23 protein-coding genes are annotated in these 17,749 nt (G+C 35.9%); 18 read left to right on the top strand and 5 right to left on the bottom strand.

Going from position 1 to position 17,749, the window contains the following annotated elements; genetic code table 11:
• The first annotated feature begins 34 nt into the window (after window positions 1-34).
• The 4 genes from ctaD (at window position 35) to ctaG (ending at window position 3,820) form a co-directional block, all read left to right on the top strand.
• Entirely contained in the window at window positions 35-1,870 is a 1,836-nt protein-coding gene (gene ctaD, locus AC3WTA_RS07320; RefSeq protein WP_170956742.1) for a cytochrome c oxidase subunit I, read from the top strand.
• The gene (gene ctaE / locus AC3WTA_RS07315; protein ID WP_000557858.1) at window positions 1,870-2,493 is read left to right on the top strand and encodes a cytochrome c oxidase subunit III; all 624 of its coding nucleotides are present in this window, start codon (window positions 1,870-1,872) and stop codon (window positions 2,491-2,493) included. Before ctaD ends, ctaE begins: the two co-directional genes overlap by 1 nt.
• Window positions 2,494-2,496: 3 nt before the next feature.
• Entirely contained in the window at window positions 2,497-2,829 is a 333-nt protein-coding gene (ctaF, locus tag AC3WTA_RS07310) for a cytochrome c oxidase subunit IVB (protein WP_000985692.1), read from the top strand.
• A gap of 85 nt (window positions 2,830-2,914) precedes the next feature.
• The gene (ctaG, locus tag AC3WTA_RS07305; RefSeq protein WP_000069010.1) at window positions 2,915-3,820 is read left to right on the top strand and encodes a cytochrome c oxidase assembly factor CtaG; all 906 of its coding nucleotides are present in this window, start codon (window positions 2,915-2,917) and stop codon (window positions 3,818-3,820) included.
• A 36-nt stretch (window positions 3,821-3,856) separates the two neighbouring features.
• On the opposite strand, the gene AC3WTA_RS07300 is transcribed toward ctaG, so the two are convergent.
• Complete coding sequence (locus AC3WTA_RS07300; RefSeq protein WP_001160938.1) at window positions 3,857-4,222, bottom strand: YugN family protein; 366 nt, start codon at window positions 4,220-4,222, stop codon at window positions 3,857-3,859.
• 206 nt (window positions 4,223-4,428) lie between these two features.
• Between AC3WTA_RS07300 and AC3WTA_RS07295 the strand changes: the two genes are divergently transcribed.
• From AC3WTA_RS07295 to AC3WTA_RS07270, 6 genes are all read left to right on the top strand, one after another.
• Window positions 4,429-5,463 (top strand): CAP domain-containing protein, encoded by a 1,035-nt coding sequence (locus tag AC3WTA_RS07295; RefSeq protein ID WP_000735386.1) that lies wholly within the window; start codon window positions 4,429-4,431, stop codon window positions 5,461-5,463.
• A gap of 186 nt (window positions 5,464-5,649) precedes the next feature.
• The gene (locus AC3WTA_RS07290) at window positions 5,650-6,099 is read left to right on the top strand and encodes a YlbD family protein (RefSeq protein ID WP_001143337.1); all 450 of its coding nucleotides are present in this window, start codon (window positions 5,650-5,652) and stop codon (window positions 6,097-6,099) included.
• A gap of 11 nt (window positions 6,100-6,110) precedes the next feature.
• A complete protein-coding gene (locus tag AC3WTA_RS07285) occupies window positions 6,111-6,356 on the top strand; it encodes a YlbE-like family protein (protein WP_001200991.1) in 246 nt (81 codons plus the stop codon).
• 82 nt (window positions 6,357-6,438) lie between these two features.
• The gene (locus AC3WTA_RS07280; protein ID WP_033657734.1) at window positions 6,439-7,011 is read left to right on the top strand and encodes a histidine phosphatase family protein; all 573 of its coding nucleotides are present in this window, start codon (window positions 6,439-6,441) and stop codon (window positions 7,009-7,011) included.
• 116 nt (window positions 7,012-7,127) lie between these two features.
• Window positions 7,128-7,577, top strand: coding sequence for a YlbF/YmcA family competence regulator (locus tag AC3WTA_RS07275; protein ID WP_000634355.1), 450 nt, complete (start codon window positions 7,128-7,130; stop codon window positions 7,575-7,577).
• A gap of 126 nt (window positions 7,578-7,703) precedes the next feature.
• The gene (locus AC3WTA_RS07270) at window positions 7,704-7,970 is read left to right on the top strand and encodes a YlbG family protein (RefSeq protein ID WP_002080814.1); all 267 of its coding nucleotides are present in this window, start codon (window positions 7,704-7,706) and stop codon (window positions 7,968-7,970) included.
• A gap of 55 nt (window positions 7,971-8,025) precedes the next feature.
• Here the strand turns inward: AC3WTA_RS07270 and AC3WTA_RS07265 are convergent, their stop codons facing one another.
• Entirely contained in the window at window positions 8,026-8,415 is a 390-nt protein-coding gene (locus AC3WTA_RS07265) for a DUF7147 family protein (protein ID WP_000616012.1), read from the bottom strand.
• Between the two features lie 530 nt (window positions 8,416-8,945).
• Here AC3WTA_RS07265 and rsmD point away from each other — a divergent pair.
• The gene (gene rsmD, locus AC3WTA_RS07260) at window positions 8,946-9,512 is read left to right on the top strand and encodes a 16S rRNA (guanine(966)-N(2))-methyltransferase RsmD (protein WP_001266975.1); all 567 of its coding nucleotides are present in this window, start codon (window positions 8,946-8,948) and stop codon (window positions 9,510-9,512) included.
• Window positions 9,509-10,000, top strand: coding sequence for a pantetheine-phosphate adenylyltransferase (gene coaD / locus AC3WTA_RS07255; RefSeq protein ID WP_000200598.1), 492 nt, complete (start codon window positions 9,509-9,511; stop codon window positions 9,998-10,000). The genes rsmD and coaD overlap by 4 nt, the downstream gene beginning before the upstream one ends.
• Here coaD and ylbJ read toward each other — a convergent pair.
• Window positions 9,992-11,221: a sporulation integral membrane protein YlbJ gene (ylbJ, locus tag AC3WTA_RS07250; protein WP_000273092.1), complete on the bottom strand. Its 1,230-nt coding sequence runs from the start codon at window positions 11,219-11,221 to the stop codon at window positions 9,992-9,994. The genes coaD and ylbJ overlap by 9 nt on opposite strands.
• Window positions 11,222-11,334: 113 nt before the next feature.
• On the opposite strand from ylbJ, the gene AC3WTA_RS07245 reads away from it, so the two are divergent.
• Together AC3WTA_RS07245 and AC3WTA_RS07240 are read left to right on the top strand one after the other, a co-directional pair.
• On the top strand, window positions 11,335-12,126 hold the full coding sequence (locus tag AC3WTA_RS07245; RefSeq protein ID WP_000662602.1) for a patatin-like phospholipase family protein: 792 nt from the start codon (window positions 11,335-11,337) through the stop codon (window positions 12,124-12,126).
• Window positions 12,119-13,144, top strand: a complete 1,026-nt coding sequence (locus AC3WTA_RS07240; protein ID WP_000476312.1) for a SepM family pheromone-processing serine protease — start codon at window positions 12,119-12,121, stop codon at window positions 13,142-13,144. Before AC3WTA_RS07245 ends, AC3WTA_RS07240 begins: the two co-directional genes overlap by 8 nt.
• 25 nt (window positions 13,145-13,169) lie before the next feature.
• Here the strand turns inward: AC3WTA_RS07240 and AC3WTA_RS07235 are convergent, their stop codons facing one another.
• Window positions 13,170-14,411: a nucleotidyltransferase gene (locus AC3WTA_RS07235; RefSeq protein ID WP_492332889.1), complete on the bottom strand. Its 1,242-nt coding sequence runs from the start codon at window positions 14,409-14,411 to the stop codon at window positions 13,170-13,172.
• Window positions 14,412-14,564: 153 nt separating this feature from the next.
• Between AC3WTA_RS07235 and AC3WTA_RS07230 the strand changes: the two genes are divergently transcribed.
• The 3 genes from AC3WTA_RS07230 (at window position 14,565) to AC3WTA_RS07220 (ending at window position 15,936) form a co-directional block, all read left to right on the top strand.
• Window positions 14,565-15,065, top strand: coding sequence for a YceD family protein (locus AC3WTA_RS07230; protein ID WP_000872150.1), 501 nt, complete (start codon window positions 14,565-14,567; stop codon window positions 15,063-15,065).
• A gap of 61 nt (window positions 15,066-15,126) precedes the next feature.
• On the top strand, window positions 15,127-15,300 hold the full coding sequence (gene rpmF, locus AC3WTA_RS07225; RefSeq protein WP_001984764.1) for a 50S ribosomal protein L32: 174 nt from the start codon (window positions 15,127-15,129) through the stop codon (window positions 15,298-15,300).
• 129 nt (window positions 15,301-15,429) lie between these two features.
• Window positions 15,430-15,936 carry an RsfA family transcriptional regulator gene (locus AC3WTA_RS07220; protein ID WP_000246481.1) on the top strand — a complete coding sequence of 169 codons (507 nt, stop codon included), beginning with the start codon at window positions 15,430-15,432 and terminating at the stop codon, window positions 15,934-15,936.
• 34 nt (window positions 15,937-15,970) lie between these two features.
• On the opposite strand, the gene AC3WTA_RS07215 is transcribed toward AC3WTA_RS07220, so the two are convergent.
• Window positions 15,971-16,444 (bottom strand): N-acetyltransferase, encoded by a 474-nt coding sequence (locus AC3WTA_RS07215; protein ID WP_000506703.1) that lies wholly within the window; start codon window positions 16,442-16,444, stop codon window positions 15,971-15,973.
• Window positions 16,445-16,819: 375 nt separating this feature from the next.
• Between AC3WTA_RS07215 and panE the strand changes: the two genes are divergently transcribed.
• On the top strand, window positions 16,820-17,710 hold the full coding sequence (gene panE / locus AC3WTA_RS07210; RefSeq protein ID WP_000782387.1) for a 2-dehydropantoate 2-reductase: 891 nt from the start codon (window positions 16,820-16,822) through the stop codon (window positions 17,708-17,710).
• Window positions 17,711-17,749: the final 39 nt, after the last annotated feature.

The raw sequence follows: 17,749 nt of genomic DNA, 5'->3' as shown, positions 1-17,749 counted from the left end.
TGAAAACGTGAGTTCTGTAGCAAAAAAACAGGGGATGGGTGCTGTCATATGGGATTATTTAACGACAGTAGACCATAAAAAGATTGCCATTCTCTATTTAATTGCAGGTGGATTGTTTTTTATAATAGGCGGAATAGAAGCTCTATTTATTCGCCTTCAATTAGCGATTCCTAACAACGCTTTTCTTGTTGGGGATGCTTATAATCAAGTATTAACGATGCACGGTACAACAATGATTTTCCTCGCAGCTATGCCACTCGTGTTTGCATTTATGAACGCCGCTGTACCACTTCAAATTGGTGCACGTGATGTAGCGTTCCCGTTTTTGAATTCACTCGGATTTTGGTTATTTTTCTTTGGTGGAGTATTTTTAAATTTAAGTTGGTTTTTAGGTGGAGCACCTGATGCAGGCTGGACATCTTATGCATCTTTAGCTTTAGCCTCTAAAGGCCATGGTGTTGATTTTTATGTACTCGGCTTGCAAATCTCCGGTATTGGTACATTAATTGGAGGTATTAACTTCCTTGTAACCATTATTAATATGCGTGCGCCAGGAATGACGTATATGCGTATGCCGATGTTTACATGGACGACATTTGTAACATCTTCTCTAATATTATTCGCTTTTCCGCCATTAACTGTAGGATTAGGACTTTTAATGTTAGATCGTTTATTTGGAACAAGTTTCTTTAATCCAGCATTGGGCGGGAATACGATTATATGGGAGCATTTATTCTGGATTTTCGGTCATCCAGAAGTATACATTCTTATACTCCCAGCTTTCGGAATATTCTCAGAAATCTTCGCGACATTTTCGAAAAAACGATTATTTGGTTATTCGTCGATGGTGTTCGCGACAGTATTAATTGGATTCTTAGGATTTATGGTATGGGCGCATCATATGTTTACTGTTGGACTTGGTCCAGTTGCAAATGCTATTTTCTCAGTTGCAACAATGGCGATTGCAGTACCGACCGGTATTAAAATATTCAACTGGCTCTTTACGATGTGGGGAGGAAGTATTCGTTTTACGACACCGATGATGTGGGCAGTAGCTTTCATTCCATCATTCGTAATGGGTGGAGTTACAGGTGTTATGCTAGCATCTGCACCAGCGGATTATCAATTTCATGATAACTATTTCGTAGTAGCTCACTTTCATTATGTAATTGTCGGCGGTGTTGTATTTGGTTTACTTGCAGGAGCTCATTATTATTGGCCACTGATGTTTAATAAAGTATTGAATGAAACGTTAGGAAAGATAACATTTTGGCTATTCTTTATCGGTTTCCATTTAACGTTCTTCATACAGCATTTCCTTGGTTTAATTGGTATGCCACGTCGTTACTACACATATCTTGAAGGCCAAGGGTTGGAAATGGGGAATATGATTAGTTCTATTGGAGCGGTATTTATGGCTCTTGGAACGATTGTTCTTCTATTCAATGTAATTAAAACGACAGTTTCAAAAGAAAAGGCTGGTCGTGATCCATGGGATGCACGTACATTAGAATGGACAATGCCAGCACCAACACCAGAATATAACTTTAAACAATTACCATTTGTTCGCGGGTTAGATCCGTTTTGGATTGAAAAACGTGAAGGGAATAAAGAGATGACAGCGGCGGAACCAATTGGTGATATTCATATGCCAAATCCATCGTTTTCACCATTTATCATTTCTTTAGGATTGTTTATAGCGGCATTCGGTGCAATGTATATGCAGGGTGGAAAAGATAAGTTTTGGTTATTAGTAGCAATTATCGGTTTAATCATTACATTTGGTACAATGTTCCTACGTTCAGTAATCGATGATCATGGATATCATATTCATAAGGAAGATTTAGAAGATAAGGGGGGCAAGGCATAATGCATGTAGATGAAAAATTAACGAATGAAACATTTCCAGCAGAGCCTGAAAAAGCAACCCTTGAGGGAAAAAATAAGTTTGTCGGTTTTTGGTTATTTCTTGGAGGCGAAACAGTATTGTTCGCATCCTTGTTTGGCACATATTTAGCGTTAAAGAATTCTACAAATGGTGGACCAACATCTCAAGAGATGTTCCAAATGCCACTCGTTTTCATTATGACGATGCTTTTATTAACGAGTAGCTTAACGAGCGTATATGCGATGTATCATATGAAAAACTTTAACTTTAAGAAAATGCAACTTTGGCTATTAGTAACAGTGTTGCTAGGTTTAGGGTTTTTAGCATTTGAGATATATGAGTTTTATCATTATACGCATGAATTTAAGCATACTATGAGAAGTAGTGCATTTGGTTCCGCGTTTTATGCTCTTGTTGGTACACATGGTCTCCACGTATTGTTTGGATTATGTTGGATTTTAACATTAATCTTTAGAAATGCGAAGAGAGGTCTAAATTTATACAATGCACCGAAGTTTTATGTTGCATCGATTTATTGGCACTTTATTGACGTAGTTTGGGTGTTTATTTTCACTGTAGTATATTTGATGGGAATGGTGGGATAAACAATGGCGATAAAGCAAATGAATAATCCTAAAGTTGATCTTGTTTATCGGAAGAGAAAAAGTGCGGAGGAAATGAAGCATCAAGTTATTACATTTGCATTAATGATTTTTTTAACATTAGTTGCATTTGCAGCAGTCGCATATCCGAAAACTTTTAGTCCGACTTTCTCAGTACCATTTATTTTACTATTAGCAGTGGTACAAGTAATTTTTCAATTGTATTATTTTATGCATATGAGTCATAAAGGACATGAAGCGGCAAGTTTCTTTCTTTATTCTGGTCTGTTGATCGGGTTAATTACAATTTTAGCTTTTATGACAATTGTGTGGATTTGAAAAGTGAAAAATAAGGGAGCTTGTGTCGTCACAGCTCCCTCTTCATGTTATGTGAAAGGATAACCTTAAGAAGGTAGGTGTGACAATGAGTAACTTGTGGATATTTGGTTTTCAAGCTCTATGGAGTCCAATCTTTTTACTATTTATGCTTTCGATCCTTATCGGGTACTTTTTAATTATTGGGCCATATAGAATGCGATTTGAACATGCGAAAAAGGTAAGTAAGAAGCAAGTTTTTTATTTTACGACCGGGATTGTTCTTTTGTATTTTGTAAAGGGAGGGCCTATTGATTTAATTGGTCATATTATATTTAGTGCACATATGTTTGAAATGGCAGTTATGTATATTGCAGTTCCACCGTTATTGTTGCTTGGTATACCAGTTTGGTTATATCGTTATATTACTTCTTTTAAGTTCGTTCAAATTATATTGAAGATATTTGCTAAGCCACTTATTGCATTGTTTGTATTTAATGGCCTGTTTTCTTTTTATCATTTACCAGTTGTTTTTGATACAGTAAAACAAAGTCAAATTGCTCATCCTATTTGTCTCGCTATATTGTTCTTTACGGCAATCATGATGTGGTGGCCGATGCTAAATCCATTACCAGAATATCAAACGTTAAGTGATATAAAGAAACTTGGTTATATGTTTGCTAACGGTATATTATTAACGCCAGCTTGCGCGTTAATCATTTTTGCGACGGCGCCATTATTTGCAACGTATACGGATCCGGCTGCTTGGATGAAGGCGATGGAACTTTGTGTACCGGCGGGAACTTTATCAGATTTAAATATAACGGGACCAGAATTTTTACACTGGATGCCAGTCGTACAAGACCAACAAACAGGTGGCATCATTATGAAAATTGTCCAGGAAATAGTGTATGGCACAATTATAGGCTATGTATTCTTTCGATGGGCGCGTCGAGAGCGTGAAAAGGATAAAGAGCAGTTGCAACAATTGCCGCCGTATTTACAAACGAAATAAAAGTGAGTGCATCAATATGATGCACTCACTTTTATTTTATTCAATGATTTGGAATTCTTTTAACTCTTTTTCGATATTTTGTAGGAGTTGTTCGCTTTTTTGAAGTACATTCGTTGGGAAAGTTTCACCATCACCATATTCAACGCCGTGAGGATAATAATGTTTTCCTAATAAGGGAGGAAGTAGCTTTATTTCAGCGTGTCTGCTACCAACATCACCTTCAACAGCCAAACCTTGTACGCGCAAATAATAAATATCATTTAATATTTCAAATTTATAATCGTATGTAACTCGTTCATAATCCCACTGTCCAGCAAGTACAAAATGGTTCTTTTCCATAATCTCTGTTAATAGTGTTAAATCAACGACTGCCCCATTAAATTTCGTATTTGTAAATTGCATATAATACCTCCTCTTTTCATGTTACAACATTATTTTTATAATAGTATGAATAATAAGAAAGTGCAATTCATATTGAGAGAAAAGGTAGAATCCAGACTTTTTTTGCGAAAATATGATATAGTGAAAAGAGTACGGTACACACAAAAAAGGAAAGAAAAGGATTTGTGTATATCTCAATTTTATGTTTTGTGCAGGAGGTATATCGATTGAAGAAATTATTGCGTATCGTAATGATTACATTTTTAATTTTAGCTGTTGATTTATACGGGAAATTACTCGTTTCACAATATATATTAACCCCATCTCAATCAAAGCAAGAAAATAAAATTGTGAAAAAGAAAAAACAAGTAAATGAAGACTCTTCCGATACTGTTTTAAATATGATTGGTGGGGACTCTGAAAATTTATTAGCAAAATGGGGCGAACCATCTCGAATAGAGCCATCTGCTTACGGATATGAATGGTGGGTATATAATCAAGATTTAACTCAGTATGTGCAATTTGGGGTTGCAGAAAGAAAAGTTGTAACGGCGTATGTTGCTGGTGAGCAAGTTAAGGTGCCGCCTTATTATATAAATGAAAAGTATGAAGAAGTGTATAAAAAGAATCCACTCTCGCATGAGATTTCGTTAAAAAGAGGGAAAAATAGTTATCAATTTGAGTTATCTGACACGGAAGTGATGGAACAACCATTAATACCTGTAGAAGATGGCTGGGCACAATTATATTTTGATCATTTTACACATGAGCTTGTTGGTGTTCGTTATATGGATGATGAAACGTTATTACGCCAAAGACCGTATCAGCTTGTTTATTCGGGTGAATTACTAGCTGAACAACCATTGACTCCAGATAAAATGAAACAAATAGAGAATGGGAATATGCAACAAATTTTTGATTTAACAAATATTATTCGAAGTCGCCATAAGTTACCGCTGTTAGCTTGGGATCAACAAACAGCAGATGTGGCTATAGGGCATAGTAAAGATATGAAGGATAATAATTACTTTTCACACGATTCACCTACATTAGGTACGTTAGGAGATCGTTTACAGCGCGGGAAAGTAGGGTTTCAACTTGCTGGTGAGAACATAGCGGCGCAACATAGTGATGGAATTGCGGCGGTGCAAGGTTGGTTAAATAGTGAAGGGCATAGAAAGAATGTATTAAATGAACAATTTACAGGATTAGGTGTTGGGGTATACGATAAGTTTTATACACAAAACTTTATTCGGAAATAAAGTGAAATTTTAAGTTGTGTAGGGGACACCTCACGTTTAAGTACTTCGTATTCACTGAATTGTAGGTCGGAATCTTACCGTATGCAAATAGCAGGATAAAAAGGTGCATGAATCGTCTAAAAATAGGCGAACCATGTGCCTTTTTTTTCTTACTATATAGTAGATATACATGAAGAGGTGAGGATTATGCCAACAACAAAAGGGCCGTTACATCCATCGGTTCAACAGTTTAAAGAGTTTGTAAACCATCACCCTAAAATGGTTCATGAGGTTAGAAGTGGTCACAAAACTTGGCAACAGTTTTATGAAGAATGGTACTTACTTGGTGAAGAAGATCCGATATGGGCAACTTTTAGGCCTGATGGAGCGCCAGCTTTTTCTTCGGTAAAAGAAAATAAACAAGAAAAAGAAAAAGAAAAAGATAATCGAACTGAAGAGGAAAAAACTGCTGATGTGATGGGACAAATGCTTTCTTTCTTTAAAAAGCTAGATGTGGAACAGATGCAACACCATTTAGCTAATGTGACGAGTGCTATTGGTAGTGTGCAACAAGTTTTTCAACAATTTCAAGGGAAGCCCGCGCGGCAAGAAGAAAGTACTTCCGAAAATAATCCATTTTTCTTTCAGAAGGATTAGGGGGAAAGCGGATGAGAGCAGAAATTATGGAGTTTATAAAGGCTGATGAGGATTTATCTCGCTATATTAGGGAGCAACCGTACTGGTATAGAAAACTAACGCGAAACCCTGAAGAAAAAGAGGCATTTGAGTTAGCGGCTATGCAGCATTTCAAAAAAACGATACCAGATAAAGTTGAGAAATTTCAAAACCAATTGGCAGTTGCCTCCATTATGATCGATATGTTTCAGTATATGAAGCAGCAAAATACAACATAATTGGAAGGGAAAACTATGTCCGTCATGCAGAACTTTTGATACAATAGAAGCGGATTATTTAAAAAGGAGTTGCAGCATGAGCATGACGGAAATTTGTTTAGTACGACATGGACAAACTGATTGGAATTTTCAAGAGATTATTCAGGGACGTGAAGATATTCCACTTAATGAAGTGGGAAAGAAGCAAGCAAGTCAAAGTGCAGTTGCTTTGCAAGCGGAAGCATGGGATGTAATTATAAGTAGCCCATTAATTAGAGCGCACGAAACAGCTAAGGAAATTGCAGGGGCTGCAGGATTGCAATCGATTTTATTAGATGAGCGATTTGTTGAACGTAATTTTGGTGAAGCTTCTGGGAAGCCGGTTGCGACTGTTAGGGAGCTAATTGCAGAAGGTAAAGTAGAAGGTATGGAGCAAGATGAAGAGATTGTAACTCGTTGCTTTGCTGCTATAAAAGATGTTGCAGAAACCCATTCTGGCAAACGTATTATCATTGTAGCTCATTCACATGCGATAAAAGCAATTTTACATGCAATTGCACCGGAAGATATTTCGTTTAAGACACCATTAAAAAATGCATGTATTAGTTATGTGAAAGAAAATAGTGGGAAATGGGATGTTCTGAAATATAATATTGCGGAACATATTAATGTATAAGTATGTGCTGGGATTATACGGAAAATAGTTAGAGTGATATCTTTCTGTTTAGTGAGACACTTCAATTAGTAGTTCTATTCTAAATGTGGTATGATGAATACTCGGAGGTGTCTCTCATGATTGTAGCGACGCTGGAAAGCGTATTGATATTAGATAAGGCAGAGCAGCTTGCAAAAGCGATTATCTGTTCAGATATAGCAGAAGACTATCGTAAGTGTTATAAAGAATTGCATGAAGATATGGAAGTTCAGACGTTAATTCAGCAATTTACAGCGATGAAAGAACGATATGAAGAAGTGCAACGTTTCGGTAAATACCATCCTGATTATACTTTCGTTTCGACGAAAATGAGGGAGTTAAAGCGTTCTGTAGACTTACATGATAAGGTTGCAGCTTTTAAACGAGTAGAAACAGCTTTGCAAAAGTTGTTAGATGAAGTTAGTGTAGCAATCGGTTCTGAGGTGTCTTCTTCCATCAAAGTTCCAACAGGAAATCCATTTTTTGATGCTGGTGGCTGTGGTGGCGGTTGTGGTACCGGCGGAGGTTGTGGCTGTAAAACGGGGTAAATTACCCCGTTTTTTAGAAGATAGAAGAAAACGTATACAGAGTTTGTCCTGTAATGTCATAAATTTCTGATTGGTTTTCATAAAATATAAAATATATGTTTTTAAAAGGAGAAGATGGAGAAGATTATGTTCGGGCAACGACAAAGTATGATTGTTTATTTACATTCATTGAAACATGCCAAGATTTTAAGGAAATATGGTAACATACATTACATATCAAAACGCTTAAAATACGCAGTAGTATATTGTGATATGGAACAAATTGAGCATATGATGCAAAAGTTGAACAAACTTCCTTTTGTGAAGAAGATAGAACAGTCGTACCGCCCGTATTTAAAAACGGAATTTGAAAATTCACGTCCTGATCGGGCAAAAGAATACGATTATAGTTAATAGAAAAAATCCCCTGCTAATTTTAGTAGGGGATTTTTTTACTTGAAGTAACACTTTATTTCATTGGAGGAATGAAATTATTCATTCGTAAAATACCAATTAAATGATTGAAAAACAGTTCTTTTTCTGGGAAAGTTGTGGATGGTTTTACCGTAAAGGTAGTCACTTTTCTTCCTAGTTGTTCTGCCGTTTCTTCAAATAAAATGACGCGTTTACTTTTTTTATTTTCAAGTACAGGAATGCCTTCACGACATATGTATAATGGTTGGAAATCACCAGTAGTAGTTGGTTTTAATATTACAACAAGTGAGCACACTTTTTTTTCATTTTTAATCGTTTCAAATTGTAACATATGTGTTATACGTTCTTGATTTGCTTTGGCAATTTCAAGTAATTCATATAAATCAGAGTAGCCTTCTCCGAGTTCTATAAAGCGTTGAATCATATTTTTTCCTCCTCTTTCTTTTACTTACTGTACCATCTCACTTTTTAAATGAAAAGTAGACAAAGAAAAAAAACCCTGCAAAGCAGGGCCCTTCTTATACTAGCATGTACTAGTAAGAAGGCAAAGGGAGAGGAGAAACCGGAGGAAGAACTTATGGGGAAACGTAAGTCTTCTCCGCGGTTGGCAACAACATCGAAGGTGATGTTGTTATAATTATTTATGTCCAATCTAAATGAAGATATACATCATGAAATTAAATTTTATGTTTGGCTTTTTATTTTTCTTTTTTTTATTTTATGATAGGATAAAAAAGATAAAGTGAAACGAATATACATAATGGGTTCGTGTTAGCGCATGGTGAGATGAATACATAAAAATGCAGAGCGGTTATTTTAAGCCAAAGTTCTCCTATTGTTCGTTGAGAGATGAATGTGAAATTTCATGGAATAGTATAGTTTGGTAGCGGTTACCGAATGGAGAAAGGTTTTCTATAATTGCTCGATAGATTGAAATAAAGGTAGTGACAACAGATGAGAGTAGTTTCAGGAAAATGTAAAGGGCATCCACTAAAAGCGGTGCCAGGCAATACAACACGTCCAACGACAGATAAAGTAAAAGAATCAATCTTTAATATGATAGGTCCTTATTTTGATGGTGGTATCGCTCTTGATTTATTTGGCGGTAGTGGTGGTCTTGGAATCGAGGCTATAAGTAGAGGGATTGATAAAGCAATTTTTGTTGATCGAGATAATAAAGCGATAAAAGTAATCCATCAAAATTTAGAAAGTTGTCGAATACAGGAACAAGCTGAAGTATATCGAAATGATGCAGAACGTGCGGTAAAGGCTCTTATAAAACGTGAAATATCATTCGATCTTATATTAATTGATCCTCCATATAAAGATCAAAAAATTGTATCTTTAATTAGTGTGATGGATCAACATGGATTGCTGCATAGAGATGGATTAATTATGTCAGAGCATGGTAATGATGTGGTTTTACCTGATTCTATAGGGAGTCTTGTAAAAGTAAGAGCTGAAAATTATGGGATTACAGCAATATCGATTTATAAGTATGAAGGTGAGGGGACGGAATGACTAGTATAGCTATTTCTTCGGGAAGTTTTGATCCAATTACCCTTGGGCATCTAGATATTATTAAAAGGGGAGCAAAAGTATTTGATGAGGTATACGTAGTAGTTTTAAACAACTCGTCAAAAAAACCGTTCTTTTCAGTTGAAGAGCGCTTAGATTTAATTCGAGAAGCAACTAAGGATATCCCGAATGTAAAAGTAGATTCACATAGTGGACTACTAGTGGAGTATGCGAAAATGCGTAATGCAAACGCGATTTTGCGTGGGTTACGAGCGGTTTCTGATTTTGAATATGAGATGCAAATTACTTCTATGAATCGAAAATTAGATGAAAATATTGAAACCTTTTTTATTATGACAAATAACCAATATTCATTTTTAAGCTCGAGCATTGTGAAAGAAGTTGCGAGATATGGAGGAAGCGTAGTAGATCTTGTACCTCCTGTTGTAGAACGTGCTTTAAAAGAAAAGTTTCAAACCCCGTTAAAGTGAACGGGGTTTTTCTTTGTTGCTACGAAAAAATAATAAGATAACATATACATATAAACAAAATAAAGTAAAGATCGGTCCATAGTGTACAAAAGATGTCCAAATTTCTTGCAGTATAGGAGAATGATTCGATAAAAATACGGGGATATCTTTTTGCATAGGTGAAAAAGAGCTTACTTTTTCATAAAATGGTTTCCAAAATATAAAAGTAAAAATAGGAGCCAGAATACTTTGGATAATTCGTGCGAAAAAATAGGGCTTAAATCGGATGTCTGTTTCAGCTAATATGCTAGCAACTTGTGCCTGAATAGAAAGGCCGCTAAACGCTAAAATAAAGCTTGTTACCATAGCTTGCTGCAGGAGGGGTGTTTCATTTATTTGACTAATCATTTGGCTACCGAGTGTCATTTCAAAAATGCCTGATAAGATTGGAATACTAAATTCTGTAGTTAGTTGGAAGAATGATAAAATATGTTGCATAATAAAAGAAAGTGCTGCTGTAATATGAAATACAGTAATCATTTTATTTAAAACAGAGAATAAAATAATAAATCCACCAATCATAAGTAACGTTTGAATAGAAGAAACGATAGCGTCCCCAAGTAATTTTCCTAATGGTCTTTTTTCTTGCATGCGCGTCTCGTGTAGGACTGAAAAAGGGTTTTGAAAAGGACGTTTTTTAGTAGGATGTTGATCCTTCGTGGAAATATTGTTATTGCCGTAAAAACGCATCAATAACCCGACGGCAAAGTTACTTAAATAATGTGCAGCAGCTAATACGATTCCTAATTTCGGATTATTGAAAAAACCGATAGAAACAGCTCCAAAAATAAAAAGTGGATTAGATGAGTTTGTAAAAGATACGAGGCGTTCTGCTTCGATTTGTGTTAGCTGATTACTTTTACGTAGTCTAGCGCTTAATTTGGCGCCAGCAGGGAATCCTGAAGCCATTCCCATTGCCCAAACAAATCCGCCTATCCCTGGAACGCGAAAAAGTGGTCGCATGAGTGGTTCTAATATAACACCTATAAATTTTACAACACCAATACTAATTAGAAGTTCCGCAATGATGAAAAACGGTAAAAGTGAAGGGAATACAACTTCCCACCATATATTTAACCCTCGAATGGAAGCTTGCAAAGCAGCTTGGGGGTGAAGTACAAGAGAAAAGGTTAAAAACAGTGTTGATATGGTAAGAAAAGCCGTTTTCCATTTTTCATACATGTAAGTAAATCCCCCTTTGTCCCAAAAAACGTTCATTTCAGTATACGTGGATACGTAGTGCATTTAGACCATAAGTATGAAAAAGGAATGAAAAAAATTAAAGGGTGAGAAAAATGAAAGAACCGAAAATTGGTTTAGCTCTTGGATCTGGGGGCGCAAAAGGGTTTGCGCATATTGGTGTTATAAAAGTTTTAAGAGAAAATGGTATACCGATTCATATGATTGCAGGAAGTAGTATGGGGGCTTTAGTAGGTACGTTTTATGCAGCTAGCTCAAACGTTGAAAGGTTGTATAAACTGGCAAATGTTTTTAAGAGGAAATATTATTTAGATTTTACAGTTCCGAAAATGGGATTTATTGCTGGAAAACGTGTCAAAGATATGATTAAAATGTTTACATATAATAAAAATTTAGAAGAGTTAGATATCCCGACGGCTGTTGTGGCTACTGACATCTTGAAGGGGGAAAAAGTAGTTTTTACAAGTGGTCCTGTTGCAGAGGCTGTGAGAGCTAGCATATCTGTACCTGGAGTGTTTGTACCAGAAAAAATAGATGGACGATTATTGGTGGATGGCGGAGTGATTGATCGCATTCCAGTATCGGTTGTGAAAGAGTTAGGTGCCGATATTGTTATTGCTGTTGATGTATCGCCGATTAAAGTGAATGGAGAGGTTACGTCTATTTATGATGTAATTATGCAGAGTATTGAAATTATGCAACATGAGCTGGTGATGAATCGACAAATTGCATCGGATTTAATGATGCGACCAGCTGTAGAACAATTTAGTTCACGTGCTTTTACAAACATTGAAGACATTATTCGAGTTGGAGAAGTAGAGGCGGAAAAACATGTTGCAAATATTTATTTATTAATTGAGCAGTGGAAGGAGAAACATAATGTTTAAGCGTTTTCGGTTTATATATGCAATTTTAATAGGGGTTATATTGGCGATGTTACTTGTTTACGTACGTTTACCGTATTATGTAACAAAACCAGGAATGGCGGCCAAATTAGAGCCTTACGTTCAAGTTGAGGGTGGAACGAAAGAATCCGGTGATTTTATGCTTGTTACGGTTTCAATGGGACCAGCAAATGTGGTGAATTTAATAGCGGCACAGTTTAATAAATATACACATATTTCGAAAGCGGAAGAAATATTGCAAAAAGGTGAGAGTGATGAAGAATATCAATTTCGCCAAAATTATGCGATGAAAGATTCGCAAAATGCAGCAATCTATAATGCGTATAAACGTGCAAACCGTACTGTTTCTTTTGAAAATAAAGGTGTATTGGTTGCAGGAGTAGCGAAAGGGATGCCGTCAGAAGGAAAGCTTAAGCTTGGAGATGTCATCATAGCTGTCGACGGAAAAACATTTGAAAAGACGGAGCAATTTATTGAATATATGACAGGAAAAAAAGAAGGGGAAGCAGTAAATATTGAGTACAAGAGGAATGGGAAACAGCTAAAAGAAAATTTAAATGTAAAGACCATTCCGAATGGTAATGGGCGTGTTGGTATAGGGGTTTCTATCGTTACTGAAAGAGAATTAGTGGTAGATCCGAAAGTGAAAATTGATTCTCATGAAATAGGCGGACCATCGGCAGGCCTAATGTTTACATTAGAAATATATAATCAACTTGTGGAAGATGATTTAACAAGAGGGCATGAAATAGCTGGAACAGGGACGATAAATGAAAAGGGAGAAATTGGCCCGATTGGTGGTATTCAGCAAAAAGTGGTCGCTGCAAGTGATGCTGGTGCTGAAGTGTTCTTTGCGCCAAATGAAAAAGGTGCGGAGAAATCGAATTATAAAGATGCGCTTGAGGCTGCGAAAGATATTAAAACAAAAATGAAAGTTGTACCAGTTGATACGCTGGATGATGCATTGCTGTATTTGGAAAAAATGGGCGAGAAAAAATAAACCTCTCTGAAAAAGAGAGGTTTTTTTATAGAAATTTTGCAGTTGTTTCATCATAACGAATTGGATGGTGTGTTGCATCTTGTTTTAGTAGTTGTGTTCGTAATGGTTCTTGCATGATGGAGAAATATACAGAATTGGCTTTTCGCTCTATATGTAAAGTAGGATGGTCAAATGTTTTTGTATGGGTAAGGATGGGAAGTTCTATTTTTTTCTTGTTTTTTGAAAGGTAAGTTTGTCCTTTTTGTGACATGCCTAGTAGACGAATGTACGGTGCATGCTGCTCTATATTTGCGCTATGTATTTCTTCTTTTGTTGTATTTGTTAAAATGTGTGTACAAGCTCTTTGTAATCTAGTCCATGTATAACGCTTCGTTTTTAATGCTTCCATGAATGAATGGAAGGAGGAACTGTTTTGTATTTTTGATAAAATACGATGCTCTAAACCTTCTTCTATTTCATATATATGTCGTAAGTCTTCTGGAGACATCGTCATGAGTTTGTATTTGAAAAATGAAAAGTATTGTTCCCAATTATGTAATATCCCGTAGTTTTGTTTGTAACTTGCTAAAAGAGAAGCAGTCACTTTTGGGATAAAAGGCTCAATTTCTGTAAAAGAACTATTTTCGCTAAAAAGTTGTTTACGAATACTAGTTGCGCTTGCAATATGTTGGTCGCTAAATGTTTCATCATGATAATGAGATGCGAATCTTTTTATCGTTTGTGCTTGCATAGAACTATTTTGTAAGAAAATTGATTTCATGTATTGGAATCCTAATATGTTATTCGGTTGTGACATGTCTATGTTTTTTTCGGATGGTAAAATGTGTAGGAAGGCTTCAGATGTAGCTTTTGCGTAACTGTTACCTGCATTCATAAATTGCTTTACAAGACGATTAAAAGTATCTTCTTCATTTTTTTGCACAGAGATGGCGTTATGAAAATTTTCAATCTGCCCATCTTCACTACCGAAACAAATTTCAGAAACACGCAGGGCGTTTAAAATAGAAATAGCGCCATTTGCAAAGGTTTCAGCCTTTTGTGTTGAGAAGGCGTATGGAAGCTCTACAACAAGGTCTACACCGCATGATAAGGCCATTTTGGTACGATACCATTTGGATATGAGTGCTGGCTCACCACGCTGTAAAAAAGGGCCACTCATAACAGCGATTGTAATATCGGCGTGTGTTAACTTTTTTGTTTGTTGCACATGATAATCATGACCGTTATGAAAAGGGTTATATTCAACAACAATACCACTGGCTTTTATGGTAATCTCTCCTTTCGATGTAGCATCTTTTTCAAAAACGTGATACTCTATATATTATTTACTATGATGACTTCATTATAGTGTAAAGAAAAAACATTGACAAATATAAAATGGCTAGCTATAATTTTGTTTGTTGCCTTGAGGTGATATGATATGAAATGGTCCATCCATCAATTGAATAAATTGAGAAATAAAGGATTGACATTGGATGAGATGGTAGATGTAAGTGAGCTGCAAGAGGTCGAGAAAGATATTCGTGAAATTAATCCTGCTCATGTAACAGGAAGAGTTGATTTTGGCTCCGGTAAGTTTACGTTCCATCTACATATAACTGGAAGCATGGTTTTACCATGTTCTCGCTCTTTAGTAGATGTGACATTACCATTTGACATTAAAACAACTGAGGTGTTCCAAACTTCACAAGAAGAATTTGAAACTGAAGCTGAAATTCATTGTTTAGAAGGAGAAGTACTTGACTTACTGCCCGTAATCAAGGAAAATATACTTTTGGAGATTCCAATGCAAATTTTCAGTGATGATGTTTCTGGTGGAGCACCGATGCAAGGTCAAGACTGGCAAGTGATTTCGGAAGAAAACAAAGAAAAGACTGTTGATCCACGATTAGCAGGACTTGCAAAGTTTTTTGACAAATAATCGGAAGACTGGTTTAGGCCTTCATATGAAAATAACTATTTCTTTTAAGGAGGTGGGAAGAATGGCTGTACCTTTTAGAAGAACTTCTAAAACAGTAAAAAGAAAGCGTCGTACGCATTTCAAATTATCAGTACCTGGTATGGTAGAGTGCCCAAGCTGTGGTGAAGCGAAATTAGCTCACCGTGTATGTAAAGCATGCGGTACTTACAAAGGTAAAGAAGTAATCAGCAAGTAATTGCGGGAAAATAAACGTAGAAGATATCTTCTACGTTTATTTTTTTTGTCTTATTCTTTATTTGTTGTATTCTATCTTTTCTAGTAACTGCATATGCTTAATAAAAAATGCATAGGGAGGACTAGAGAGATGGCGACAACAAGACAAGATGCTTGGACTGATGATGAAGATTTGCTTCTGGCAGAAGTAGTACTCCGGCATATTCGAGAAGGTGGAACGCAATTATCTGCCTTTAAAGAAGTGGGAAGACATTTATCTCGTACACCAGCAGCATGTGGCTTTAGATGGAATTCTTACGTTAGAAAGCAATACAAAGAACGTATTGAAGAAGCGAAGCAACTACGTAAAGTAGAAAATTATGAAGTAAAAGAGACAAAGGTAGTAGAGCCTACGTCAATTACATTGAATGATGTTATTGATTTCTTGCAAAATTATAAAGATGAAAACTCTTTAATGGTGTTGCAACAGCAAATTGAATCGTTACAAACAGAGAGAGAGAGTCTTTTGGAGCGATTATCAGTATATGAGGAAGAGTATAGAACATTGCTTGATTATATCGATCAAAAAAGAAGTGTAATGGTAGCGGAAAGAAATAGCGCTCGTTCAAATGGGAAATTAGAAAAGTTAAAGAAATAAAAAAACAGCTGCTATGTAGCTGTTTTTTTATTTCTTATGCAGACTCTTCGTTTGTAACCGCATTCAAATTTGTTTCTGGGTTCCAAACATAAAAATCACCATCAGGTACTGATATAGGCTGGAAATTTAATTTATCCCAAAAACCAGCTGAATGGATACGTGCGATCGTTTTAATTGGGAACTGTAGCCCCTTCGCATAATTTACAAGCATTTCTCCGAATCCTTGTTTTTGGAAAGTTGGTAACACTTCAAGTTTATAGAGTTCTAGGTAAGTACCTGTAATTTCGAATGGTTCCCCGCCGTTCCTTTTCATATATAGACTCATACGTGCAATTAGTGATCCGCCATAATAAATACCGTAAAATGGAGATTCACTATCGTTTTCAATAATGTTTGCCTGTAATTCTTCTAACATGGATAGTTCTTGAGCTCCGCAACCTTTAAATTTTTTAAATTCGTCTAATGTTTTATAATTGATGAGCAAGCGCTCAACTTTTGGGAATCCCATAACATCACATCCTTTTCTTGTCTCGTTGAATGCAGAAAAGTAAAAATATTTATAATAATATTATAACTCATTTTTTTATTTTTATGAAGAAGATAGTATATTTCTTTTATTATTTTTTTGAGGATTTGCTAAACTAAGAGTAGAAGCATATTAATAGGTAGTATATACATATTGAAAGAAGAGGTTGCATTTGGTTGTTAAAGAGCAATGAAATTGTAAAATGTGTTCATGGAATTGAGAAAGATAAAGTGAAACTGTAATCGGTGGGATTTGTTCACCTTTAGTTAATTATGATTCCGCACCAATCAGGCGTTTGCGGGATAAAAAGGGGGAGGGAAAAGGGACTTGTGTATCGTATTTATATGAGTTCCTTGTGTGAAAATGAAAATCGGAGTTGTGGGACCAGGAGCTATCGGTCTGTTATATGCATTTTATTTACAAAAAAGTAATCAAGATGTTACGTTGTTTACAAGGACAGCTAAACAGGCTGAGGAATTGAATAGAACGGGTGTAACTTGTATGAGGGAGGAAAAACGTGAAACCGTATTCCCACCTGTTTTGCCAATAGAAAGTATGCTAGACCAGAAGCTAGACTATATATTTATTGCTGTTAAGCAATATCATATAACTGACATACTGCCTTTTGTGCGAGGGGAATCCTCATTAATCTTTTTGCAAAACGGAATGTCGCATCTTCATGCTATGCAGAAAATAGGGAATGAAAATATTGCAGTTGGGATTGTAGAGCATGGTGCAAAAAAAGAAGAAAGACATATCGTTTATCATACGGGGATAGGTGTAACGAAGTTTGGAATCGTGCACGGCCAGTCTATACACTTCGAAAAAATATTTAAGTGCTTTCCATTTCCTCATTTTCCGATTCAAATAGAAGATGATTGGAAGGATGTCATGCACAAAAAATTAGTAGTTAATGTATGTATCAATCCATTGACAGCATTATTACAAGTCCAGAACGGAGAGTTGATTACGAACCCGTTTTTTATTCGATTGATGGAGCAAGTATTTCAGGAAGTCGTTTTTCTTGTTAAAGAAGAAAAAGAAATGGTATGGAAAATGGTACGTCACGTATGTGAAAGAACGTCTCATAATACATCATCTATGCTGGCAGATGTAAGGGCGAATAGACAAACGGAAATTGGTGCGATTGTTGGATATGTATTAGAGGAAGCTAAGAAACAGCAACGATCCGTTCCGACACTTCAATTTTTGTTCGATGCAATAAAAGGATTAGAAGTAAAAGAATAAGTGTAATTCTTTGCTTTTACGTGCAACATTGACTACAAT

This window comes from Bacillus sp. EB106-07-01-XG149, assembly GCF_058791555.1.
The sequence above is the reverse complement of the archived record's forward strand: the minus strand, read 5'-3'. Positions and strand labels throughout refer to the sequence as shown.